This is a genomic window from Pseudomonas oryzihabitans (assembly GCF_014522265.1).
Taxonomy (GTDB): domain Bacteria; phylum Pseudomonadota; class Gammaproteobacteria; order Pseudomonadales; family Pseudomonadaceae; genus Chryseomonas; species Chryseomonas aestiva.
Window position 1 is genome coordinate 1,459,462 of record NZ_CP017024.1, and the last position, 23,014, is coordinate 1,482,475.

21 protein-coding genes and 1 pseudogene are annotated in these 23,014 nt (G+C 68.4%); 10 read left to right on the top strand and 12 right to left on the bottom strand.

Annotated elements, in window-relative coordinates; translation table 11 throughout:
* Positions 1–323: 323 nt before the first annotated feature.
* From etfB to BGI51_RS06725, 7 genes and pseudogenes are all read right to left on the bottom strand, one after another.
* The gene (etfB, locus tag BGI51_RS06695; protein WP_187981277.1) at positions 324–1,097 is read right to left on the bottom strand and encodes an electron transfer flavoprotein subunit beta; all 774 of its coding nucleotides are present in this window, start codon (positions 1,095–1,097) and stop codon (positions 324–326) included.
* Positions 1,098–1,113: 16 nt separating this feature from the next.
* Positions 1,114–2,348 (bottom strand): annotated as a pseudogene (gene etfA, locus BGI51_RS06700) (electron transfer flavoprotein subunit alpha).
* Between the two features lie 175 nt (positions 2,349–2,523).
* Positions 2,524–4,515 carry a dimethylglycine demethylation protein DgcB gene (gene dgcB, locus BGI51_RS06705; protein WP_187980670.1) on the bottom strand — a complete coding sequence of 664 codons (1,992 nt, stop codon included), beginning with the start codon at positions 4,513–4,515 and terminating at the stop codon, positions 2,524–2,526.
* 183 nt (positions 4,516–4,698) lie between these two features.
* Complete coding sequence (dgcA, locus tag BGI51_RS06710; RefSeq protein ID WP_187980671.1) at positions 4,699–6,759, bottom strand: dimethylglycine demethylation protein DgcA; 2,061 nt, start codon at positions 6,757–6,759, stop codon at positions 4,699–4,701.
* Positions 6,760–6,864: 105 nt separating this feature from the next.
* Positions 6,865–7,395 carry a DUF5943 domain-containing protein gene (locus BGI51_RS06715; RefSeq protein ID WP_007160248.1) on the bottom strand — a complete coding sequence of 177 codons (531 nt, stop codon included), beginning with the start codon at positions 7,393–7,395 and terminating at the stop codon, positions 6,865–6,867.
* Positions 7,396–7,583: 188 nt separating this feature from the next.
* Complete coding sequence (locus BGI51_RS06720; RefSeq protein ID WP_017641587.1) at positions 7,584–8,561, bottom strand: dipeptidase; 978 nt, start codon at positions 8,559–8,561, stop codon at positions 7,584–7,586.
* Positions 8,562–8,692: 131 nt separating this feature from the next.
* A complete protein-coding gene (locus BGI51_RS06725) occupies positions 8,693–9,679 on the bottom strand; it encodes a GlxA family transcriptional regulator (protein ID WP_187980672.1) in 987 nt (328 codons plus the stop codon).
* 155 nt (positions 9,680–9,834) lie between these two features.
* Here BGI51_RS06725 and choX point away from each other — a divergent pair, with 155 nt between their 5' ends.
* The 6 genes from choX to BGI51_RS06755 all read left to right on the top strand — a co-directional run bounded on the left by choX (position 9,835) and on the right by BGI51_RS06755 (position 14,602).
* Positions 9,835–10,770 (top strand): choline ABC transporter substrate-binding protein, encoded by a 936-nt coding sequence (choX, locus tag BGI51_RS06730; protein ID WP_187980673.1) that lies wholly within the window; start codon positions 9,835–9,837, stop codon positions 10,768–10,770.
* Positions 10,771–10,789: 19 nt separating this feature from the next.
* Positions 10,790–11,677, top strand: coding sequence for a 3-keto-5-aminohexanoate cleavage protein (locus BGI51_RS06735; RefSeq protein WP_187980674.1), 888 nt, complete (start codon positions 10,790–10,792; stop codon positions 11,675–11,677).
* Positions 11,674–12,618, top strand: coding sequence for an L-carnitine dehydrogenase (locus tag BGI51_RS06740; protein WP_187980675.1), 945 nt, complete (start codon positions 11,674–11,676; stop codon positions 12,616–12,618). The genes BGI51_RS06735 and BGI51_RS06740 overlap by 4 nt, the downstream gene beginning before the upstream one ends.
* An 8-nt stretch (positions 12,619–12,626) precedes the next feature.
* A complete protein-coding gene (locus BGI51_RS06745) occupies positions 12,627–13,097 on the top strand; it encodes a thioesterase family protein (protein WP_187980676.1) in 471 nt (156 codons plus the stop codon).
* Positions 13,094–14,083 carry an alpha/beta hydrolase gene (locus tag BGI51_RS06750; RefSeq protein WP_252977226.1) on the top strand — a complete coding sequence of 330 codons (990 nt, stop codon included), beginning with the start codon at positions 13,094–13,096 and terminating at the stop codon, positions 14,081–14,083. Before BGI51_RS06745 ends, BGI51_RS06750 begins: the two co-directional genes overlap by 4 nt.
* Positions 14,084–14,350: 267 nt before the next feature.
* On the top strand, positions 14,351–14,602 hold the full coding sequence (locus BGI51_RS06755; RefSeq protein WP_064309107.1) for a hypothetical protein: 252 nt from the start codon (positions 14,351–14,353) through the stop codon (positions 14,600–14,602).
* Positions 14,603–14,608: 6 nt separating this feature from the next.
* On the opposite strand, the gene BGI51_RS06760 is transcribed toward BGI51_RS06755, so the two are convergent.
* From BGI51_RS06760 to BGI51_RS06770, 3 genes are all read right to left on the bottom strand, one after another.
* Positions 14,609–15,400, bottom strand: coding sequence for a phosphatase PAP2 family protein (locus tag BGI51_RS06760; protein WP_187980677.1), 792 nt, complete (start codon positions 15,398–15,400; stop codon positions 14,609–14,611).
* 104 nt (positions 15,401–15,504) lie between these two features.
* Positions 15,505–16,383 (bottom strand): alpha/beta fold hydrolase, encoded by an 879-nt coding sequence (locus tag BGI51_RS06765; protein WP_187980678.1) that lies wholly within the window; start codon positions 16,381–16,383, stop codon positions 15,505–15,507.
* A 1-nt stretch (position 16,384) separates the two neighbouring features.
* Positions 16,385–17,470 (bottom strand): tartrate dehydrogenase, encoded by a 1,086-nt coding sequence (locus tag BGI51_RS06770; protein ID WP_187980679.1) that lies wholly within the window; start codon positions 17,468–17,470, stop codon positions 16,385–16,387.
* A gap of 105 nt (positions 17,471–17,575) precedes the next feature.
* Between BGI51_RS06770 and BGI51_RS06775 the strand changes: the two genes are divergently transcribed.
* From BGI51_RS06775 to BGI51_RS06785, 3 genes are all read left to right on the top strand, one after another.
* Positions 17,576–18,511 (top strand): LysR family transcriptional regulator, encoded by a 936-nt coding sequence (locus BGI51_RS06775; protein WP_187980680.1) that lies wholly within the window; start codon positions 17,576–17,578, stop codon positions 18,509–18,511.
* 212 nt (positions 18,512–18,723) lie between these two features.
* Positions 18,724–19,563 carry an AraC family transcriptional regulator gene (locus tag BGI51_RS06780; RefSeq protein WP_187980681.1) on the top strand — a complete coding sequence of 280 codons (840 nt, stop codon included), beginning with the start codon at positions 18,724–18,726 and terminating at the stop codon, positions 19,561–19,563.
* A 47-nt stretch (positions 19,564–19,610) separates the two neighbouring features.
* Positions 19,611–20,195, top strand: coding sequence for a LysE family translocator (locus BGI51_RS06785; protein ID WP_187980682.1), 585 nt, complete (start codon positions 19,611–19,613; stop codon positions 20,193–20,195).
* Here the strand turns inward: BGI51_RS06785 and BGI51_RS06790 are convergent.
* Entirely contained in the window at positions 20,192–21,100 is a 909-nt protein-coding gene (locus BGI51_RS06790; RefSeq protein WP_187980683.1) for a LysR family transcriptional regulator, read from the bottom strand. The genes BGI51_RS06785 and BGI51_RS06790 overlap by 4 nt on opposite strands.
* Positions 21,101–21,210: 110 nt before the next feature.
* Here BGI51_RS06790 and BGI51_RS06795 point away from each other — a divergent pair, with 110 nt between their 5' ends.
* Positions 21,211–21,813 carry an FMN-dependent NADH-azoreductase gene (locus BGI51_RS06795; RefSeq protein WP_187980684.1) on the top strand — a complete coding sequence of 201 codons (603 nt, stop codon included), beginning with the start codon at positions 21,211–21,213 and terminating at the stop codon, positions 21,811–21,813.
* 218 nt (positions 21,814–22,031) lie between these two features.
* On the opposite strand, the gene BGI51_RS06800 is transcribed toward BGI51_RS06795, so the two are convergent.
* The gene (locus BGI51_RS06800) at positions 22,032–23,012 is read right to left on the bottom strand and encodes an aldo/keto reductase (RefSeq protein WP_187980685.1); all 981 of its coding nucleotides are present in this window, start codon (positions 23,010–23,012) and stop codon (positions 22,032–22,034) included.
* Between the last annotated feature and the right edge of the window lie 2 nt (positions 23,013–23,014).

The following is a 23,014-nucleotide window of genomic DNA, read 5'->3' on the forward strand; positions in this document are numbered from 1 at the left end:
CGTAGCCTTTTCCACCTGAGGATTGAGTGCCAAGGGTACCCTCACCCCGGCCCTCGCCCTGAGGGAGAGGGGCGGTTTGGAGCGTGGCTTTGGCACCGCGACCTCGTAGCGTGGAAAACGGCGCCGCCTTTTCCACCTGAGGATTGAGTGCCAAGGGCACCCTCACCCCGGCCGTCTCCCTGAGGGAGAGGGGGCGGTTTGGAGCGTGGTTTTGGCACCGCGACCTCGTAGCGTGGAAAACGGCGTAGCCTTTTCCACCTGAGGATGGGGCGCCGAAGGTGCCCTCACCCTAGCCCTCTCCCAGAGGGAGAGGGGATACGGCTTCAGCGCACCACGCCTTCCTCGCGCAATACCTTGAAGATGGCGGCCGCTGCCGTTTCCGGGGTCAGGTCCTTGAGGACCTGGCCACCATCGCCGGAGGCCTTGGCCGTGGCGGCCTTGAAGCGGTCGGCGGCGGTCTTGGCCTTGATCACCTTGAGGCGCTTGGGACGGGCCTTGGCCGGTTGCAATTCGCCGTTTTCGAACAGGCTGTCCTGCACGATCTCGATGGTCTCCACCTGCAGCTCGCCACGCCGGGCCGGGCCGAAGGCGCTTTGCCGCGGCGCCGGAGCGGCGCTGTCGACACTGGCGACAAAGGGCAGCCGTACCCGCAGCCGCCGGCGCTGACCGCGCGGCAGGGCTTGCAGTACGGTCGCCTGGCCACCTTCCACGGCTTCCACCGCGGCGAGGCCGACCACCAGCGGCCAGCCGAGGGTCTCGGCTAGCAGATAGGGCAGCAGACCCGAACCTTCGCCGGTTTCCGCCTGGCTGCCGGTCAGTACCAGGCCGGCACCGACCTCGCGCAGGGTCTCACCGAGGGCTGGCAGGGCATCGGCGCCCGCCGGTTGTTCCAGTACGTGCAGGGCCGGCACACCCATGCCCAGATAGCCGCGCAGGGCCTCTTCGGCGGGATCACCGGCGTGCAGGACGCGCAGCTTGTCGCCCACCAGGCGCAGGCCGAGTTCGACGGCGCGGGCATCCTGTTCCGCCCGCCGGGCACGCCCGGAAGTGGGATGGGCGCCAACGGACACCAGGGCCACGACCTTGACGCCGTCCAGCGACGGCAGCTTCTGCTCAAGCGACATCCTGCAACTCCCCTGCCCGCTGTTGTTCGACCAGCCGCGCCAGGGCGGCCAGGATGGCGTCACCGTTGCCGATCACCGACAGATCGGCGCGCTTGACCATGTCGCAACCCGGATTGGTGTTGATGGCGATGACCTTGTCGCAACTGGCGATGCCCTGCAGGTGCTGCACGGCGCCGGAGATGCCCACGGCCAGATAGACCCGGGCGGTGACCCAGGTCCCGGTGGCGCCGACTTGGCGGTTGCGCGGCATATGGCCGTCGTCTACCGCCACCCGCGAGGCGCCCTCGGTGGCGCCCAGTAGCGCGGCGGTGCTGTGGAAGAGATCCCAGTCGCGGATGCCGTTGCCACCGGAGAGGATGAATTCGGCCTCGGCCAGGGGAATCTGCATGGGGTCGACAGCGACCGGGCCGAGGTCCTCGATGCGTGGCAGGTGGCGGGCGATATTGCCGCTCAGGGTTACCGGCAGGACCTCGTGACGGGTCTCGCCGACCGGCTCCGCGCACTCCGGCAGGGCCAGGACCAGCCTCGGCAGCGGCTGCTGCAGATCCTGGCGACCGGCCCCGGCACGGCCGATGACCAGGTTGTCCTTGACCTGCCAGACGCGGGTGGCGGGGCGCTCGTGCAGAGCGGCGCCCAGGCGCCGACCCAGCTCACCGCCACCACTGCGGCTGTCGGGCAGCAGCCAGTGACGCGGCTGCAGTTCGTTGTTCACCGCACGCAGCGCCAGCACCCGCTGTTCGGGGCATAGCCCTGGAATTGCTCGCCGTCCAGATGCAGCAGGCGATCCACCCCGGCGGTATCGAAGGCCGTTTCCTTGACCTCGCCAAAGACCACTGCCAGCACGGCGCCCTCGGCGCCGGCCAGTTGCCGGGCCAGGCCCAGCAGGTCACGGTCATGGGCGGTCAGGCGACCACTGACCAGATCCGGCACCACGGCGATGTAGAAGGCCGGTTCGGCGATCCGGTGCAGCGGCAGCTGTTCTTCCACCGCCTGGGCGGCGCCACGACGACCGCCGCCCTGCTGGGCGCCGCTGCGGTCGATACGCTTGACGCCCTGGGGGCCGACGAAACCGACAGCCGCGGCGTGGGGATTCTTGCGGACCAGGCCGTTGGGCCCCATCCAGCGGCTTTCGGCATCGGCGCTGCTGGCGATGCTCGCATGCAGCGGATGCAGACGGTTGCGCGCGATCCACTCGCGGCGCGGGTCGCGACGAATGATGCTCATGCTGGGCGCTCCGTTTGGAAATGGCAGGTGAGGCGCGCGGTGGGCCCCTCACCCCAGCCCTCTCCCCTGAGGGGAGAGGGGGTAAAAGCGGTGAACACCGGGACTTGTCTGGCACACCTGATCATCCCCTCTCCCCGCGGGGAGAGGGCTAGGGTGAGGGGGCCCCGACGCCCGCTCACGACAGGGCCTCCGCGACCGGCCGCCGTGCGGCGGCCGGCTTGCTGTCCACCGGTGCCTCGACGATGGCCTCGGCCACCAGCTCGGCGATGTCCTTGATCTCCGGGCGCGGGGCGACCACGCCTTCCAGCATCAGGGTGCACTGGGGGCAGCCCACGGCCACCAGCTCGGCGCCGGTTTCCTGGATGTCGGCCATGCGCATGTCGGGAATCCGCTGCTTGCCGGGGATGTCGGTGATCGGCGCGCCGCCGCCACCGCCGCAGCAGCGCGAACGGAAGCCGGAACGCTCCATCTCCTTGACCGCGATGCCCAGCGCCTTGAGCACCGCGCGCGGCGCCTCGTACTCGCCGTTGTAGCGGCCCAGGTAGCAGGGATCATGATAGGTGATGGTGGCGCCCTGCTCGGCCAGGGCGTGCTGGCCCAGGTGCAGGGTGCCGCGGCTGAGCAGGGTCTCGATGAAGGTGCTGTGGTGCTGCACCTGATAGTGGCCACCCAGTTCGCCGTATTCGTTCTTGAGCATGTGGAAGCTGTGGGGATCGCAGGAGACGATGGTCTGGAAGCGATACTTGCCCAGGGTCTCGATGTTGCGCCTGGCCAGTTGCTGGAAGGTCGCCTCGTCCCCCAGACGACGGGCAACGTCACCGCTGTCGCGTTCTTCCAGACCGAGCACGGCGAAGTCCACCTTGGCCGCCTTGAGCACCTTGACGAAGGCGCGCAGGGTGCGCTGGTTGCGCATGTCGAAGGCGCCGTCGCCGACCCAGAACAGCACCTCGGCCTGGCCCTTGTCCTGCATCAGCGGCAGGTCCAGGTCGGCGGCCCAGTTCAGGCGGCCACCAGGGGCGAAGCCGCCGGGGTTGTCGGTGGCGATGAGATTTTCCAGCACCTCGGCGCCCTTGTTCGGCGTCTCGCCGCGTTCCAGGGTCAGGTGCCGACGCATGTCGACGATGGCATCGACGTGCTCGATCATCATCGGGCATTCCTCGACGCAGGCGCGGCAGGTGGTGCAGGACCAGAGGGTCTCGGCGTCCACCAGGGCCTTGCCCTGACGGGCAACGATGGGCAGGTGCGGACCGCCAGCGTGCTCGCCGACCGGCTGGCCGGGATAGGGCGAGCCGAAGTAGCGGGCATCGCTGCCGCCCTTGAGGCCGACCACCATGTCCTGGATCAGCTTCTTGGGGTTGAGCGGCTGGCCGGCGGCGAAGGCCGGGCACATGGCCTCGCAGCGACCGCACTGGACGCAGGCGTCGAAGCCGAGCAGCTGGTTCCAGGTGAAGTCGGCGGGCTTTTCCACACCCAGCGGCGCCTTGGGATCGTGCAGGTCCAGCGCCTTGAGGCCGCTGGAGCGGGCGGCGCTGGCGTTGTGCGGGGTGCTGAAGCGCTCGGCGCGGCGGTGCCAGGCCAGGTGCAGGGCGCCGGCGAAGGCGTGCTTGATGGGACCGCCCCAGGTCATGCCGAGGAACAGCTCGGATACGCCCCAGGCCACGCCCACCGCCAGCACCGCGGCCAGAATCCAGCCACCGAAGTCCGGTGGCAGGATGCCGGCGACCGGCAGGGTGGCGATGAAGAAGCTCGCGGCAAAGGCCAGCAGGCTCTTGGGCAGGCGCATCCAGGGACCCTTGGACAGCCGCGCCGGCGGGTTGCGGCGGCGCTTGGCGACAAACAGGGCACCGGTGAACATGCAGGCGGTGGCCGCCAGCAGCGCCCAGCCGAGGATGCGGCTGTGCAGGCCGAAGCCGTGCACCAGGATGGCCAGCAGCGCCGCCAGGACGAAACCGCCCGCGGTGGCCACGTGGGTCTTGGAGATGTACTTGTCGCGGTCGACCACGTGGTGCAGGTCCACCAGGTAGCGCCGCGGCATCTTCAGCAGCCCGCCGAGCCAGTCGACCTCGGCCGGACGCCCTTGCCGCCAGAGGCTGAAGCGGCGCACGGCGCCGATCACGGTGAGGGCCAGGGCGGCGAAGAGCAGGATGGGGAGGATGGTACTGAGCATTGCGGGTCTCCCTACGGGACCTCGGGTGGCTGCGGATCACCCCCTCTCCCTGGGGAGAAAGCCGAGAGGGGGAGCCCACGTGCACGCCAAGGCGTCAGCGAGGCCCCTCATCCCCGCCCTCTCCCTCAGGGAGAGGGGGCTGTCCGTGCCGACCGGACGTTGCGAACCCTCACGGGGCGTGTCTTAGAAGTCCTTGCACAGGCGCAGGGCGTCGTAGATGGCGGCGTGGGTGTTGCGCTGGGCCACGCAGTCGCCGATCCGGTAGAGCAGGTAGCCGTTGCCGGTCTCGCCGAGCGCCGGCTGTGGCTCGATGGCGAACAGCGCCTCGATGTCCATCTGGCCCTTGTTGCGCGAGTCTTCCTTGAGGGCGTAGTAGAGCCCCTCGTCCGGGCGTACGCCGTTCTCGATGACGACCTGGTCGACCACGCGCTCCTCGCGGGCGCCGGTGTATTCGTTCTCCAGTACCGCGATCTTCTTGTCGCCCTCGGCGTAGACCTTTTCCAGCATCAGGTCGCCGGTCATGATCACTTCCTTGGGATAGAGGCTGCGGTAGTAGGTCGGGAAGGTGGTCCCACCGATGGCCACGCCCGGCTTGATGTCGTCGGTGACGATCTCGACCTGGGCGCCCTTGTCGGCCAGGTAGTCGGCCACCGACATGCCGGTGAATTCGCAGATGGTGTCGTACACCAGCACGTTCTTGCCCGGCTCGACCTTGCCCGAGAGGATGTCCCAGCTGCTGACGACCAGGCCGTCGGCGGCGTGCCAGTGGTCGACCTGTTCCAGGAAGGGATGGCCGCCATTGGCCAGGATGACGATGTCCGGGCGCAGGTCGAGGATGGTCGCCGGATCGGCAGCGGTGCCCAGACGCAGGTCGATGCCCAGGCGCGTCAGCTCCAGCTGGTACCAGCGGGTGATGCCGGCGATCTGGTCGCGCTGCGGCGCGCGGGAGGCCAGGGTGATCTGGCCGCCGAGCTGCTCCTGCTTCTCGAACAGGGTGACGTCATGGCCACGCTCGGCGGAGACGCGCGCGGCCTCCATGCCGGCCGGACCGCCGCCGACGATGACCACCTTGCGCTTGGGCCCGGTGGACTTCTCGATAATGTGCGGCAGGCCCATGTATTCGCGGCTGGTGGCGGCGTTCTGGATGCACAGCACGTCCAGGCCGTTGTACTGGCGGTCGATGCAGTAGTTGGCGCCGACGCACTGACGGATCTGGTCGATCTGGCCCATCTTGATCTTGGTGATCAGGTGCGGATCGGCGATGTGGGCGCGGGTCATGCCGACCATGTCGACGTAGCCGCCCTCCAGGATGCGGGTGGCCTGGTTCGGGTCCTTGATGTTCTGGGCGTGCAGCACCGGCACGTTGACCACTTCCTTGATGCCCGCCGCCAGGTGCAGGAAGGGCTCCGGCGGATAGGTCATGTTGGGGATGACGTTGGCCAGGGTGTTGTGGGTGTCGCAACCCGAGCCGACCACACCGATGAAGTCGAGCATGCCGGTGTCGCTGTAGTACTTGGCGATCTGCTTCATGTCGTCGTGGGACAGACCGTCCGGGTGGAATTCGTCGCCGGTGATGCGCATACCGACGCAGAAGTCGTCACCGACCTCGGCGCGCACGGCCTTGAGCACCTCCATGCCGAATCTCATGCGGTTCTCGAAGCTGCCACCCCATTCGTCGGTGCGCTTGTTGACCCGCGGCGACCAGAACTGGTCGATCATGTGCTGGTGCACGGCGGACAGCTCGACGCCGTCCAGGCCGCCGGCCTTGGCCCGGCGCGCGGCCTGGGCGAAGTTGCCGATCACCCGCCAGATCTCTTCCGGCTCGATGGTCTTGCAGGTGGCGCGGTGCACGGGCTCGCGGATGCCCGACGGCGACATCAGGGTCGGCCAGTGGCCGCCGTCCCAGCGCGAACGACGCCCCATGTGGGTGATCTGGATCATGATCTTGGCGCCGTGCTTGTGCATGGCGTCGGCCAGATTCTGAAAGTGCGGAATGATGCGGTCGGTGGAGAGGTTGACCGAACTCCACCAGTGCTGCGGGCTGTCGATGGCGACCACCGAGGAACCCCCGCAGATGGCCAGGCCGATGCCGCCCTTGGCCTTCTCTTCGTAATACTTGACGTAGCGCTCGGTGGTCATGCCGCCGTCGGTGGCATAGACCTCGGCATGGGCCGTGGAGAGTACGCGGTTGCGGATGGTGAGCTTGCCGATCTGGATCGGCTGGAACATTGCTTCGAAGGCCATGACCTTCTCCTCGATCGGCTGGTGCGCGGTCTTGAGCCGCGCTCTTGCTCTGGGGTGTCGCTGGGGTGGCGGCGAGCGGGTCGGCGGCCACCCGGGGGCGCGGCGTTACTTCGGCCGGGTAACGAACAGGCCGTCGTCGTGGCCTTCTTCGGAACCGCTGTATTCCTGGACGGTGACGGTGCGGATGGCACTGCCCTTGGCGGCCAGGATCTGGTCGATGGCGCCGGAGAACCAGCCGGTGAACATGTAGTCCACCTTGCGATTGACCTTGCCGTAGACGTAGACGAAGGCGGAATGCTTGAGCTTGACCTCGGCGTAGCCGGTGTCCAGGTCGAGCTTCTGGGTCTCGAACAGGCCCCAACCGCGCTGCGACAGGCGCTTCATGTAGTGCTCGAACACCGCGGCGCCATGGATGCCATGGCATTCGGCTTCCTTCTCGCACCAGTGCCAGGCGGACTTATAGCCGGCCTTGTAGAGGATCTCGGCGTACTTGTCGGCGCCCAGGACTTCTTCGATGCCCATGTGGTTGTTGACGAAGAAGTGCCGGGGTACGTACAGCATCGGCAGGGCGTCGGTGGTCCAGACGCCGGTTTCGTCGTCGACCTGGATGGGCATTTCGGGGGCGTGGCTGGCCATGTGTGGAGCTCCGATTCGCTAATACGTATCTAAAAAAAGGTGTGGGTGAATGCCTGTGGAGCCGTAGCGAGCGCGCCGCTGGCAAGGAGCCCCGCAGCGCCAGGTGAGAGCAGTACCGAGGTACGGCGAACCTGGCGCGAGGACGCGACGCCGCTAGCGGTGTGCGCAGTAGGCTCCAGAGGTATTCACTACTCGCCCCAGACTTCGCCGAGGATGCGCATCCAGTTCTCGCCCATGACCTTGCGCACGGTGCGCTCGGGCATGCCGCGCTTGAGCAGGGTCTCGGTCAGGTTGGGGAATTCGCCCACGGTGCGGATGCCCAGCGGGTTGACGATCTTGCCGAAGCTGGTCAGGCGACGGGCGTAGCCCTTGTCGTGGGTCAGCCACTCGAAGAAGTCGTGGCCGTGGCCCTGGGTGAAGTCGGTGCCGATGCCGATGGCGTCTTCGCCCACCAGGTTCATCACGTACTCGATGGCCTCGGCGTAGTCGTCGATGGTCGAGTCGATGCCCTTGGCCAGGAAGGGGGCGAACATGGTCACGCCGACGAAGCCGCCGTGGTCGGCGATGAACTTGAGTTCCGCGTCCGACTTGTTGCGCGGATGCTCTTTCAGGCCGGACGGCAGGCAGTGGGAGTAGCAGACCGGCTTCTTGGATTCGAGGATGACTTCCTCGCTGGTCTTGGAGCCGACGTGGGAGAGGTCGCACATGATGCCGACGCGGTTCATCTCGGCGACGATCTCGCGGCCGAAGCCGGACAGACCGCCGTCGCGCTCGTAGCAGCCGGTGCCCACCAGGTTCTGGGTGTTGTAGCACATCTGCACGATGCCCACGCCGAGCTGCTTGAAGATCTCGACGTAGCCGATCTGGTCTTCGAAGGCATGGGCGTTCTGGAAGCCGAACAGGATGCCGGTCTTGCCCTGGGCCTTGGCCTGGCGGATCTCGGCGGTGGTGCGTACCTGGACCACCAGATCGCTGCACTCGCGGATCAGCTTCTGGCTCGCCGCGATGTTGTTGACCGTCGCCTGGAAGCCCTCCCATACCGAGACGGTGCAGTTGGCGGCGGTCAGGCCACCCTTGCGCATGTCTTCGAAGAGTTCGCGGTTCCACTTGGCGATGATCAGCCCGTCGATGACGATGCTGTCGGCGTGGAGTTCGGTGGCATTCATGACAGGCTCCGGCGTTGGTCTCGCGCCGGAACGGGTGCCGGCGATTCGAGGCCAGCATAGCCCCGGGGTCCTGGCCGACCGGATGCAAAAACGACAGGGGTATCACCAGAAGCGTCAGTGACCGGATCGGCCTACCCCGGCGGCAGGCCCGCGACCGCCGCCGCGGACTCCGGCGCCGACGACCGGTGCGGCCGGTCTTCCCGCGGACTCAGGCCGAAGCGCTGGCGGTAGCAGCGGGAGAAATAGGACGCGGACTCGAAGCCGCAGGCCAGGGCGACGTCCAGCACACTGGCCTCGCCCTGCTGCAGCAGCTGGCGCGCCCGGTCCAGGCGCAGCTGCAGATAGAAGGTGGAGGGGGTCGTCTGCAGATGGAGGCGGAACAGCCGCTCCAGCTGGCGGCGGGTCACCTGGATGCCGGCGGCCAGTTCCAGGGTGCCCAGGGGCGTCTCGGTATGGCGCTCCATGCGCTCCACCACCCGGATCAGCTTGCGGTTGGCGATGCCGTAGCGCTGCGCCACCTGCAGCCGCTGGTGCTCGCGCGGCGGGCGGATGCGCCCGAGCACGAATTGCTCGGAGACCTGCACCGCCAGTGCGCTGCCGTGGCTGCGGCCGATCAGCTCCAGCAGCAGGTCGAGACTGGCCGTGCCGCCGGCGCAGGTGATGCGACCGCGGTCGATCTCGAACAGCTCGCCGGTCACTTCCAGTTGCGGCCAGGCTTCGCGAAAGGCCGCCACCGCCTCCCAGTGCAGGGTGATCCGGTGGCCGTCCAGCAGCCCGGCGCGGGCCAGCACCTGGGCACCGGTGTCGATGCCGCCCAGGGGATGGCCGTGGCGGGCGACCTGGCGCAGCCAGCTGGCGAGGTCGTCGTCGTAATGGGCCAGGGGCTCGAAACCGGCCACCACGAACAGGGTGGTGCCCGGCTCCAGGGCGTCGAGGCCGCCGTCGACATTGACCGACATGCCGTTGCTGGCGGTCACCGCCGCGCCCTCGCGACCGAGGATGCGCCAGCCATAGCTGCCCGGACGAAAGCGATTGGCTACCCGCAGGGGTTCCAGGGTGGCGATGAAGCCCAGGGCGGAAAAGCCGGGCAACAGGAGAAAGGCAAAGGACTGCGGCATGGGTGGGGCGTCCCTGGTAACGATTGGCTTGTGCAAGCAAGAAGGTCGCCAGGGTGCAAATTCCGGTCGTCGGGCTGCACATGACCGCGGGGCGAGGCGCCTAGGGTAGAAGGCAACCGGCAGTCATCCCCGCCCGCCGCCCCAGGGAGTTCGCCATGCCCAACAAGACCCTCAGCACCACCCTCCTCGCCTGCGGCCTGCTGGCCGCCACCCTCGGCAGCGCCCGCGCCGCCGATCCCGACAGCTGCCAGACGGTGCGGATGGGCATTGTCGGCTGGACCGACGTGGTCGCCACCAGTGCCCTGGCCGAGGTCATGCTCGAAGGCCTCGGCTACGGCGTGAAGCCGACCACCGCCTCCCAGCAGATAATCATGGCGGCCATGGGTGACAAGAATCTGGACGTGTTCCTCGGCTACTGGCAGCCGACCATGCAGCCGGTGGTGCAGCCCTTCGTCGACAAGGGCCAGGTCAAGGTGCTGACCCCGCCGCTGCTGGCCGATGCCCAGTCCACCTTCGCGGTACCCGAGTACGTCTACGAGGCGGGCCTGAAGACCTTTGCCGACATCGCCCGCTTCAAGGACAAGCTCGGCGGCAAGATCTACGGCATCGAGCCGGGCAGCGGCGCCAACCGTGGCACTGCCGAAATGATCAAGACCGACCGCTTCGGCCTCAAGGACTTCCAGCTGGTGGAGTCCAGCGAGGCGGGCATGCTCACCGCCGTGCGCCGCGCCGAGAAGCGCAAGGAGTGGATCGTCTTCTTCGGCTGGAAGCCGCACCCGATGAACCTGCAGATCAAGATGCGCTACCTGACCGGCAGCGAAGACGTCTTCGGCCCCAACGAAGGCCAGGCCACGGTCTCGGTGGTCACCACCGCCGACTATCCGCAGCGCTGCCCCAACGTCCAGCGGCTGCTCGGCAATCTGCACATGGACAGTGCCGAGGTCAGTGCCGTGATGGCGCCCATCCTGGAGCGCACCGCGCCCAAGGACGCCGCCCGCGCCTGGCTCAAGAACAACCCGCAACGCCTCGACGCCTTTCTCCAGGGCGTGACCACCCGTACCGGCCAGCCCGCCGCTGCTCTCAAGCTCTGATCGCCCAAGGACAGACCCCATGAACACCGATGTCATCGTCACCTGCGCCCTGACCGGCGCCGGTGATACCGTAGGCCGCAATCCCCATGTCCCCGTTACCCCGGCGCAGATCGCCGCCGCCGCCCTGGAAGCGGCGCGCGCCGGCGCCACCGTGGTGCACGCCCATGTGCGCGATCCCGCTACCGGCAAGCCGAGTCGCGACGTGGCCCTCTATCGCGAGGTGGTCGAGCGCATCCGCGAGGCGGACGCCGAGATCGTCATCAACCTCACCGCCGGCATGGGCGGCGACCTGGAGATCGGGCCGGGCGAGACGCCCACCGACTTCGGTCCCGGCTCGGACCTGGTCGGCCCGCTCACCCGCCTGCTGCACATCGAGGAATTGCGTCCGGACATCTGCACCCTGGATTGCGGCACCCTCAACTTCGGCGATGGCGACTTCATCTATGTCTCCACCCCCGCGCAACTGCGCGCCGGGGCCAGGCGCATCACCGAACTGGGGGTAAAGGCCGAGCTGGAGATCTTCGACACCGGCCACCTCTGGTTCGCCAAGCAGCTGCTCAAGGAGGGGCTGCTGAAGGATCCGCTGTTCCAGCTGTGCCTGGGCATTCCCTGGGGCGCCCCGGCCGACACCACCACCATGAAGGCCATGGTCGACAACCTGCCGGCGGGCGCCTGCTGGGCCGGCTTCGGCATCGGCCGGATGCAGATGCCCATGGCCGCCCAGGCCATGCTGCTGGGCGGCAACGTCCGCGTCGGCCTGGAAGACAATCTCTGGCTGGACCGGGGTGTCCACGCCACCAACGGCAGCCTGGTGGAGCGGGTCATCCAGATCATCGAACGGCTGGGCGGGCGCGCCCTGAGCCCCGCCGAAGGGCGCGACCGCATGCAGCTGGGAGGTGCCCGATGAGCGCCGTCTTCGCCGCCCTCGGCACCGGCGTGATTGGTGCCGGCTGGATCGCCCGCGCCCTGGCCCGCGGCCTTACGGTGCGCGCCTGGGATCCGGCACCCGGCGCCGAGGCCGCCCTGCGCACCCGCCTGGCCAATGCCTGGCCAGCCCTGCAAGCCCAGGGCCTGGCACCCGGTGCCAGCCTGGACCGCCTGAGTTTCCATACCGACCTGGACGCCGCGGTGGCCAACGCCGACGTCATCCAGGAAAGCGCCCCCGAACGCCTGGAGCTCAAGCGCGAACTGCATGCCCAAGTCAGTCGCGCGGCCCGGCCTGACGCCCTGATCTGCTCCAGCACCTCGGGCCTGCTGCCCAGCGACTTCTATGCCGAGGCGCTGCACCCCGAGCGCTGCCTGGTGGGCCATCCGTTCAATCCGGTCTATCTCCTGCCGCTGGTGGAGGTGGTGGGGGGCAGCCAGACCTCGGCGGCCAACCTGGAGCGCGCCGAAGCCTTCTATCGCGAGCTGGGCATGCGACCGCTGCGGGTGCGCAAGGAGGTGCCCGGCTTCATCGCCGATCGCCTGCTCGAAGCGCTCTGGCGCGAAGCCCTGCACCTGGTCAACGACGGCGTCGCCACCACTGGCGAGATCGACGACGCCATCCGCTATGGCGCCGGCCTGCGCTGGTCGTTCATGGGCACCTTCCTGACCTACACCCTGGCCGGCGGCCCGGCGGGCATGCGCCACTTCATGCAGCAATTCGGTCCGGCGCTGAAGCTGCCCTGGACCTACCTGGAAGCCCCGGAGCTGACCGACGGCCTGATCGACGCCGTGGTCGAGGGTACCCAGGCCCAGCAGGGCGATCTGGAACTGGCGGCGCTGGAGCGCTATCGCGACGACTGCCTGCTGGCGGTGCAGGCGGCCATCGCCGACTGCAAGACGCGCCACGGGATTCGGGACTAGGAGCGGCCATGATCATCCATCGCACCGCGGTCGCGCCCGAGTGGGTCGACTATAACGGCCACCTGCGCGACGCCTACTACCTGCTGATCTTCAGCCACGCCAGCGACGCCCTGATGGACGCCATGGGCCTGGACGCCGCCGGCCGCGCCGCCAGCGGGCACTCGCTGTTCACCCTGGAGTGCCACCTCAACTTCCTCCATGAGGTGAAGGCGGACGCCCAGCTGGAGGTGCGGGTGAGATTCCTGGCTCTGGACGCCAAGCGGCTGCACCTGCACTTCGGCCTCCATCACCAGGGCCAGGCCGACCTGCTGGCCGCCTCCGAGCAACTGCTGCTGCACGTCCACCTGGACGGGCCCCGCTCCGCGCCCTTCGCGCCACGGGTGCACGACTGGCTGGCGACCCGGCTGGCGGCGCAGCGGGATGAACCCTGGCCGGAGCATGTCGGGCGGGTCATCGGCCTGCCTCCGCCCCGCCCATGAAGGTACCGCCGCTGTCGACGGACATGGCCGCCTTCGTCGCGGCCAGCCAGGCCTTCGCCACTACCGATCCGGACCTCCAGGCGCAGCGCCAGGCCTATGCGCGGCTCTGCGCCGCCCTGGCGCCGGCTGACTACAGGGGCCTGGCGGTCAGCGATCACCGCGCTGGCGCCGTGCCGTTGCGGCTGGTGGCGCCGCGGGAGTCCGCCGCTGACCGCCCCGCCCTGCTCTATCTGCACGGCGGCGGCTGGATGCTCGGCGACCTGGATTCCCATGGCTTTCTCGCAGCACGGCTGGCGCGACGACTGGGACTGGCGGTGCTGCTGGTGGACTATCGCCTGGCGCCCGAACAGCCCTATCCCGCCGCCCTGGACGATGCCTGCCAGGCCTGGGACTGGTTGCAGCAGCAAGCCTCGACCCTGGGGCTGGACCCGACCCGGCTGGCGGTGGCCGGCGACAGTGCCGGCGGCACTCTCGCTGCCGGCCTGTGCCTGGCGCTGCGGCAGCAGGGGCGTGCCCAGCCGCGGGCCCAGGCATTGATCTATCCCGCGCTGACCGCACGGATGCTGCCCAGCGAACGCCGGCAGGCCCAGGCGCCGCTGCTGAGCGCCGCCGACTGGCGGGCGTGTCTGAATGTCTATCTGCCCCGCCCGGCGGAGCGCCGCGAGCCTCTCGCCCTGCCGTTGCAGGCTGGCAATTTCAGCGGGTTGGCGCCGGCCCTGGTCGCCGTGGCCCAGCGCGATCCCCTGGCCGACCACGGCCGCGCCTATGCCGCTGCCCTGCGTGGCGGCGGAACGCCCTGTCGCCTGTGGCAAGGTGCCGGTCTGTTGCATGGCGCCCTGCGCGCGCGGGGCCGGCGGGCCGAGGCCCTGCGCGAGGCCCTGGAGCGCTTTCTCGCTGGCGAATTGGCCACCCTGCCCGCCGCTGACCTGGCAAAAGACAAAAAAAAACCTCAACCGCTGGAGACGGAAGAGGTTCAAACGCCCTGATGGGCCTCAGTGTGTAACCGGGGGTTGCTCGACTCTGGTGGCGAACAACCGGAAAATGTCGTTGATAGGCGCCATTCTAACGGCGAACCTCGCCCTTGACCCTGCGGCAGATTGTCCGGGCAGGGCGTCGTAATAAATCTACATTGCCTGGGCAGACGGCGAGGCGCTTTCCAAAAACGACATCCGGCTATGCGGCGACGCCAGCCCGGCTTGCCGTCTGCGACACCAGTGGGAGAATCCAAGCATTCCACCGGAGAGGGCAGCACCATGATGATCGCCGACTTGATCGACCAGGACGACTTCCGCGACCGCCTGCGTGCGCTGGGTTTCAACGTGACACCCGCGGCGACCGCGGACGAGGCCTGTCGCCAGGCGGTGACGGGCCTCAACCAGGAACGCGCCCAGGTCCTGCGGCAGCTGATCCAGGAATTGCTGTCGGGCAGCGCGGCGCTGCTGCCGGCGGTGCGCCAGGCCATCGACCAGCAATTGCTGCCGGCCCTGGCCCCGACGCGTGCCTAGCGAACCCTAGGGCCGCAGCAGACTCAGCCGGCCCAGCAGCGGCAACCGCCCCAGGCCTCGCAACGGGGGCGTCAGCAGGCGCTCGCCCTGGCGGGCAAAGGCGGCGGCCAGCGGCGTGTGCAGGCCCAGGCTGATCACCCCCAAGGCCAGGGCAAGTCCGCCGATATAGTCATCCGAGCCCCAGTGGGCGCCGGCCACCAGCCGCGGCAGCATGAACAGCGTGGCCAGCGCGGCCACCACCAGCCGTCGTCCCCCGCGGGTGAAATGCGCCATGAACAGCGCCCAGAGCAGCAGCACCGAGGCATGGTCGCCGGGAAAGCTGGCGCCGGATCTATCCTTCAACTCCCAGCCGTGTTCCAGCCCGGGAAAGCGATCGCTGAGCAGATAGGCGCCGGCGAGCACATCGGACGGACTGGCGTGCTGCAGGCCCGCGGCTTCGATGCCCTTGGTCAGCAGGGTGCGCACGATCAGCAGGATCACCAGCAGACCGACGAAGGCCGCCAGCGCTGGCCGTACCTGCCGGGCCGGATAGGCCCAGCCGCCACGGACCAGCAGCGCCAGCAGGATCAGGCCGACCAGGGCATCCACCGGTCGCAGGCTGAAGAAGGTCCAGAGATAGAGCCAGGCGGTGGACTGCGCCAGCGGGGCATTGAGGGCGTGGAACAACCCGGCGTCGAAGGCCAGCAACTGACTCCGAACGTCAGGGATCAGCCAGAGCAGCAGCAGGCCCAGGGCCAGGCCCTGGCACAGCGCCAGGCGGCGCCACTGCCAGGTGGAAGGGAAGAGTGAAGCGTTCATCGAGGTCTCTTTTCACGAAAATTTCACGAATAGACCCGCTTGACCTCGGTAACGTCACACTTTGTTACAGCCAGATGACGCAACAGTCCTTTGCATCCGCTGACTCAACCCAGGAAGGCCAGGGCCTCGTCTGCGACCAGCTCCGGTAATTCCTCCGCCAGGTAATGGCCACCCGGCAAGGCGCACCCGCTGACCTGGGTGGCCACCTGGCGCCATTCGGCGAGGGGATCGAAACAGCGCCCCACGGTGCCTTCCGCGCCCCAGAGTATTCGCAGCGGCAATTCCAGCCGGCGCCCCGCATCCAGATCGGCCTGGTCATGCGCCAGGTCGATCCCGGCACTGGCCCGGTAGTCCTCGCAGATGCCACGGGCGGTGCCGGGCAGGCTCAGGCAGCGCAGGTATTCGGCCAGCACCTCCGGCGGAAAGGGCGCCAGGCCGGCACTGCGGGTACCCATCACGCCCTTGAGATAGCCTTCCGGATCGGCTTCGATCAACCGCTCGGGCAACGGCGCCGGGCGGATCAGGAAGAACCAGTGCCAATAGGCGCGGGCGAAGGCCTCGTCGGTCTGCCGATACATGGCCAGGGTCGGCGCGATGTCCAGCAGCATCAGCCGCTCCACCGCCGCGGGATGATCCAGCGCCAGGCGATGGGCAACGCGGGCGCCACGGTCGTGGGCCAGCACGGCGAAGCGCTCGTGGCCCAGCAGGCGCATCAGCGCGACGTTGTCCCGCGCCAGGGTGCGCTTGCTGTACGCCTCGGCACCGGCGTCCGGCTTGGCGCTGTCGCCATAGCCGCGCAGGTCGGCGGCCACCAGGGTGAAGCGCTCGGCCAGCCGCGGCGCCACCTTATGCCACATGACATGGGTCTGCGGATGACCATGGAGCAGCAGCAGGGCCGGACCCTGGCCGCCGACGCGGCAATTGAGCTCGACGCCGCCGACGTTCAGCCGCCGCTGTTCGAATCCCGCAAAGAGGCCGTCCATCTCAGGCCAGGGCCGCGGCGATGGCCTGTCCGAGGCTGTCGGTGGTGCCCTGGCCGCCGAGGTCGCGGGTCAGGGGCGCCTGCTCCGGCCCCTGGCGCAGCACGGCCTCGATGGCCGCCACCACGGCAGCGCCGGCTTCGGCGTGGCCGAGATGCTCCAGCATCATGGCGCCGCACCAGATCTGGCCGATGGGATTGGCGATGCCCCGCCCGGCGATATCCGGCGCCGAACCGTGCACCGGCTCGAACAGGCTGGGGAAATTGCGCTCCGGATTGATGTTGGCCGAGGGCGCGATGCCGATGGTGCCGGTGCAGGCCGGGCCCAGGTCGGAGAGGATGTCGCCGAACAGGTTGCTGGCCACCACCACGTCGAACCAGTCCGGGTGCAGGACGAAGTTGGCGGTGAGGATGTCGATGTGGAACTTGTCCACCGCCACCTCCGGATAGGCCTTGCCCATCTCCTCCACGCGCTTGTCCCACCAGGGCATGGTGATGGCGATGCCATTGGACTTGGTGGCCGAGGTCAGCTTCTTGCGTGGCCGCTGCTGGGCCAGGTCGAAGGCGAACTTGAGGATGCGGTCGGTGCCGTGACGGGTCATCACCGTTTCCTGGATCACCACCTCGCGCTCGGTGCCCTCGAACATGATGCCGCCGACGCTGGAATACTCGCCCTCGGTGTTCTCGCGCACCACATAGAAGTCGATGTCACCGGGCTGGCGATTGGCCAGGGGCGCCTTGACCCCGGGCATCAGCCGGCAGGGACGCAGGTTGACGTACTGGTCGAAGCGGCGGCGGAACTGCAGCAGCGAACCCCAGAGGGAGATGTGGTCGGGCACCACGTCCGGCCAGCCGACGGCGCCGAAATAGAGGGCGTCGTAGCCTTTGAGGGTCTCGAACCAGTCGTCCGGCAGCATCTTGCCGTGGGCCTGGTAGTACTCGGCGCTGGCGAAGTCGAAGTGATCCCACTGCAGGGCGATACCGAAACGCTGGGCAGCGGCGTCCAGGACGCGGATGCCTTCGGGCATGACTTCCTTGCCGATGCCGTCTCCGGCGATGACCGCGATCTTGTGGGGCGTGGACGCTTGCATGGGCTTTCTCCGGCAGTCTGGATGGAATGGACCCAGTGTAGTCTCGCGCCGGAGGCGTACAATCCCGCTCCAGGGAAAGCCATTCTTAACCTGGGATCAAGAATCTTGTCCACCGATGACCTTGCCTTCTTCGTCCGCCTGGCTGGCCATCCCAGCCTGACCGCCGCCGCCCGGGAACTGGGCCTGTCGCTGGCGGCGGTGAGCAAGAGACTCACCGCCCTGGAGCGCCGGCTGGGCGTGCAGCTGATCCGCCGCACCACGCGGCGCCTGGACCTGACCCCGGAAGGCCTGCGCTATCTGGAAGGCGCCCGCCCGCTGCTGACCCAGCTGGAAGACCTGGAAGCCGCGGTCGGCCGACCCGATGCGCCTCTCGCCGGGGTGCTCAATCTCAACGCCACCTTCGGCTTCGGCCGCCGGCACCTGGCGCCGCTGCTGTCGGACTTCGCCCGCCGCCATCCCGAACTTGAGCTCAACCTGTACCTCTCCAGCCATCCGGTGAATCTGCTGGACGGTCCCTTCGACCTGGACATCCGCGTCGGCGAACCGCCGGACGCCCGGGTCATCGCCCATCGCCTGCTGGACAATCGCCGCCTGCTTTGCGCTGCCCCCGCCTACCTGGCCCGGGCCGGCGTGCCGGAAAGCGTGGCCGACCTGGCGCGGCACAACTGCCTGGTGCTGCGACAGGACGCGGGCGACTACGCCGTCTGGCGCTTCACCCGGAACGGCGAGCATTTTTCCCAGAAGGTCCGCGGCAGCCTGAGCAGCAACGATGGCGAGGTGGTGGTGCGCCTGGCGCTGGAAGGCCACGGGCTGATCCTGAGATCGGAATGGGACGTGGCCGAGCTGATCGCCAGCGGCGCCCTGGTGCCGCTGCTGACCGATCATGAGGCCTCGGCGGCGGCCATCTATGCGGTGCACCGCCAGCAGCGCCACGTGCCGCGCCGACTGTCCGAACTGATCCGCCATCTGGCGCAGGAGCTGCCCGCGCGGCTGGGACACGGGTGCGGTGTTTCAGAGGTTCGCCCAAGAATTGGCGAGTGATTTCCTGGCGGTTCGGCGTTCCGATTGGGCTGGGCGCCGCGACGAGTCATAGCAGGGCTATGGCGAGGAGTGGCAACGCCGCGCAAGCCGAAAAGGCGCCGCCAAATTGTGCGGTCGACGTCTGAAACACCATACTAGGTTGCACGAATCTTCCAGACCGCCACGGGATCTCACCCTAGACTGGAAAGCCCGCAGAGCCCTTTCTTCTCGCCATGGCCGACGATCACTGGATCCAGCTGCAGCAGGACGCCGAGACCGGCATCGAGACCCTGCGCGCCCATTTCGAGGGCCACGCCTATGACCCGCACTGGCACGACGCCTATCTGGTCGGCTACACCGAGCAGGGCCTGCAGCAATTCCACTGCCGGGGCCAGCGCCACCTGAGTACCCCCGGGCAGGTCTTCCTGCTTGAGCCCGGCGAACTGCACGACGGCCAGGCGCCGGAGGCCGAGGGCTTCACCTACTCCATGCTCTATCTCGATCCCCAGTGGCTGGCGCGCGAGCTGCAGGGGCTGCATGGCGACGCCCGCCCCCTGGGCGAACCCGGCTTCGCCCGGACCCTGGTGGACCAGGCCGAGCTGCATCGCGCCGTGGCCTGGGCCCATGAGGTCCTGAGTCGTCCGGAATTGCGCATCGTCCGCCAGAGCGCCCTCGATGCCCTGCTGCTGCGCCTCCTGCCGCAGCTGCAATGGCGGGCGCCCCAGGCCGGTGATCCACGGCTGCCCCAGGTGGCCCTGCGCGCCCGCGACTTCCTGCAGGCCCATCACCACGAGGACATCGGTCTGGAGGAACTGGCCCAGGCCGCTGGCGTCGACAGATTCCGCCTGACCCGCGCCTTCAAGGCGGCCTTTGGGCTGGCGCCCCATGCCTATCTGGTGCAGCTGCGCCTGTCGCGGGCGCGCCGCCTGCTGGCCGACGGCCTGTCGCCGGCGGAGACCGCCGCCGCCCTGGGCTTCGCCGACCAGAGTCACCTGGGTCGCTGGTTCCGCCGCGCCTATGGCCTGACCCCGGCGGCCTATCGCGCGCGCTGCTCGAATCTTCCAGACCGCTAGCGGCAAGGCTTGCGACCCTGGTGGCTCAGTCCTTCCAGGAGTCTCCCATGTCCCTGTTGCCCTTCCTGCTGTTCGCTCTGGTCGCCTCCATCACCCCCGGACCGACCAATGTGCTCATTCTCGGCCACAGCGCCCGCCACGGTGCCCGAGCCAGCCTGCCGCTGGTGCTGGGCGGCAGCCTGGGCGCGGTGGCCCTGGTGCTGGTGGTGGGTTTCGGTCTCGGCCAGACCCTGGCGCACCATCCGGACTGGCAACGCGGCCTGGCCTGGGCCGGGGTGCTCTGGCTGAGCTGGCTGGCCTGGCAACTGGCCCGCGCCGGAGCGCCCGCGGTGGCGGATGACGGTGCCCGCCTGGGCTTTGGGGGTACCGCCGGGCTGCAGGTGCTCAACCCCAAGAGCTGGAGCATGGCGCTGGCGGTGGTCACCGTCTATGCCGAACCCGGTGCCGATCTCTGGCGGCAGGTGCTGGTGCTGACCCTGGTGTTCCTGCTGGTGTCCGTACCCTGCCTGGGCCTCTGGGCGCTGCTTGGCCGGGTCGCGGCGCATGGCCTGAAATCGACCCGCGCCTGGCGCGGCTTCAACCTGGGGATGGCGGCGCTGCTGCTCGCCTCGGCCTGGGCGACGGTGATCTAGACCGGCATCCCGCCCTGATCGCGAAAGCTGTCCTCCAGGTGCTCCAGCCAGGCGCGTACCGCCGGCAACTGGCCGCGCCTGTGGGCATAGGCGGCCTGCAGGTGGCCGCCGGGCAGCGACCAGTCCGGCAGCAGGCGCTGCAGGCGACCCTCGGCCAGTTCGGTCTCGCAATAGAGCAGCGGCAGCATCGTGTAGCCAAGGCCCGCCAGGGCGGCGGTCTTGCGTACGCTGAAGTCGTCGATGCCCAGTCGGGCTTCCAGCACCAGTTCGCGGCGCTGGCCGGCGGGACCGACCATGCGCAGGTGCACCCGGCGATCCAGCTCCAGGGCGCCGAGCAGCGGGACCCCCAGCAGGGCTTCCGGCGCATCCAGCTGGCGACCGACGAGAAAGGCGGGGGCGGCCACCAGCACCCCGGAGGCTTGGCGCAGGCGGCGCACGATCAGCCCCGGCTCCACGTCGTCGACGTCCCTTACCCGCAGGGCCACGTCGAGGCCCTCGTTGACCACGTCCACCCGCCGATTGACCAGCACCAGCTCCAGCTGCACCTGGGGATAGCGCTGCAGGAAGCGGGTGACGACGTCGGGCAGGTAGTCCTGGGCCAGGGCCACCGGGCAGGACACCCGCAGCGGTCCACGGGGTTCGCTGGACAGACTTGCCGCCGTTTCGGCAGCGTTCTCCGCCTCGCGCAGCAGCGCCTGGCAGTGCACCAGGTAGCGCTCGCCGAGAGTGGTCAGGGTCAGGGTGCGGGTGGTGCGCTGCAGCAGCCGCGCGCCCAGGCGGGTCTCCAGTTCGGCAATGCGCCGGGACAGCCGCGACTTGGGAATGCCCAGCAGGCGCCCGGCGGCAGCGAAACCCCCGGCTTCCACCACCTTGGCGAAGTAGGCGAGATCATTGAGGTCTTGCATGGGCGATTGTCCTATCCATGGGACGAAGCATCGCATTCTAGGCGACTAATCAGCCGATCGTCTTATCGGTAGTCTGGGCTCATCGCGTCGAACCCCATAGGACTACCGCCATGAAACTCTTGCACATCGATTCCAGCATCCTGGGCGATCACTCCGCCTCCCGCGCCCTGAGCGCCAAGGTCGTCGGCGCCCTCAAGGCCGCTACGCCAGGTCTCGAGGTCAGCTACCATGACCTCGCTCACGATTCCCTGGGTCACTTCTCCGCCGCCAGCCTGGCTGCCGGTGCGACCCCGGCCGAGCAGCGCAGCGCCGAGCAACGTGACGAAGCCGAGCGCAACACCCGCGCCCTGCAGGAATTCCTTGCCGCCGACGTGCTGGTGCTGGGTGCGCCCATGTACAACTTCACTATCCCGACCCAGCTCAAGGCCTGGATCGATCGCATCACCGTGGCCGGCACCACCTTCCGCTACGGCGAAGCCGGTCCGGAAGGCCTGTGTGGCGACAAGAAGGCAATCATCGTCGCCACCGCGGGCGGCATCCATGCCGGCAAGCCCACCGGTATCGCCCATGAGGACTATCTGAAGCTGCTGCTGGGCTTCCTCGGCATCACCGATGTCCAGATCGTCCGCGCCGAAGGCCTGGCCTATGGCGACGAAGCCAAGCGCGCGGCCCTGGCCAGCGCCGAACGCCAGATCGCCGACCAGTACGCCTGAGTCCGGACGCCCTCAACCCCGGCCCCTCTCCCTCAGGGAGAGGGAAGCAGAGCGGCCCTCGTCTTTGTAAGGTGAGATTCGGGTACGCCTGAAAACTCCTCACTTCAAAGATCGCGGCAAGCTCTGGAGGCCTGGGGCACCAGCGCTCATCCAACCGCACCGATGCGCTTTTCCCCCTCTCCCTACGGGAGCGGGCCGGGGTAAGGGCAGGCCCCGCCTCAGCTGAATCCCACCACCGGATGCGGCACATAGGGCGCTTCCAGGGCACTGATCTCTTCCTCGCTCAGCTGCAGTTCCAGCGCCGCCACCGCATCCTCCAGGTGCTGCGGCTTGGACGCGCCGACGATGGGCGCGTCGATGCCCGGCTTCTGCAGCAGCCAGGCCAGGGCCACCTGGGCACGCGGCACGCCGCGGGCTTCGGCGATGCGCGCCACGGCGGCGACGATCTGCCGATCGGATTCCTCGCTGGCGGTATAGAGCGTCTTGCCGAAGGCATCGCTTTCGGCGCGCGCGGTGCTGGCGTCCCAGTCACGGGTCAGGCGGCCACGGGCCAGCGGACTCCAGGGGATCACGCCGATGCCGGCATCACGACACAGCGGCAGCATCTCCCGCTCCTCTTCGCGAGCGAGCAGATTGACGTGGTTCTGCATGGTGGCGAATCTCGTCCAGCCATGGCGCTCGGCGGTGTGCAGCGCCTTGGCGAATTGCCAGGCGTACATGCTGCTGGCCCCGATGTGCAGCGCCTTGCCGGCCTTGACCACGTCGTGCAGGGCTTCCAGGGTCTCCTCGATGGGTGTGTGATAGTCCCAGCGATGGATCTGGTAAAGATCGACATAGTCGGTGCCCAGGCGCTGCAGGCTGGCGTCGATGGCGGCGAAGATGGCCTTGCGCGACAGGCCGCCGACATTAGGCTTGTCGCGCAGCGGGAAGTACACCTTGGTCGCCAGCACGATTTCCTCGCGCACGGCATTGGCCTTGAGGAAGCGGCCGACGATCTCTTCGCTGGTGCCGTCGGAGTAGCTGTTGGCGGTGTCGAAGAAGTTGATGCCGAGATCCAGCGCCTTCTTCAGCAGCGGCTGGCTCTGGTCTTCCGGCAGGGTCCAGGGGTGATTGCCGCGCTCGGGGACGCCGTAGGTCATGCAGCCGAGGCAGAGGGGCGAGATCTTCAGACCGGTACGGCCTAGATTGCGGTAGTTCATGG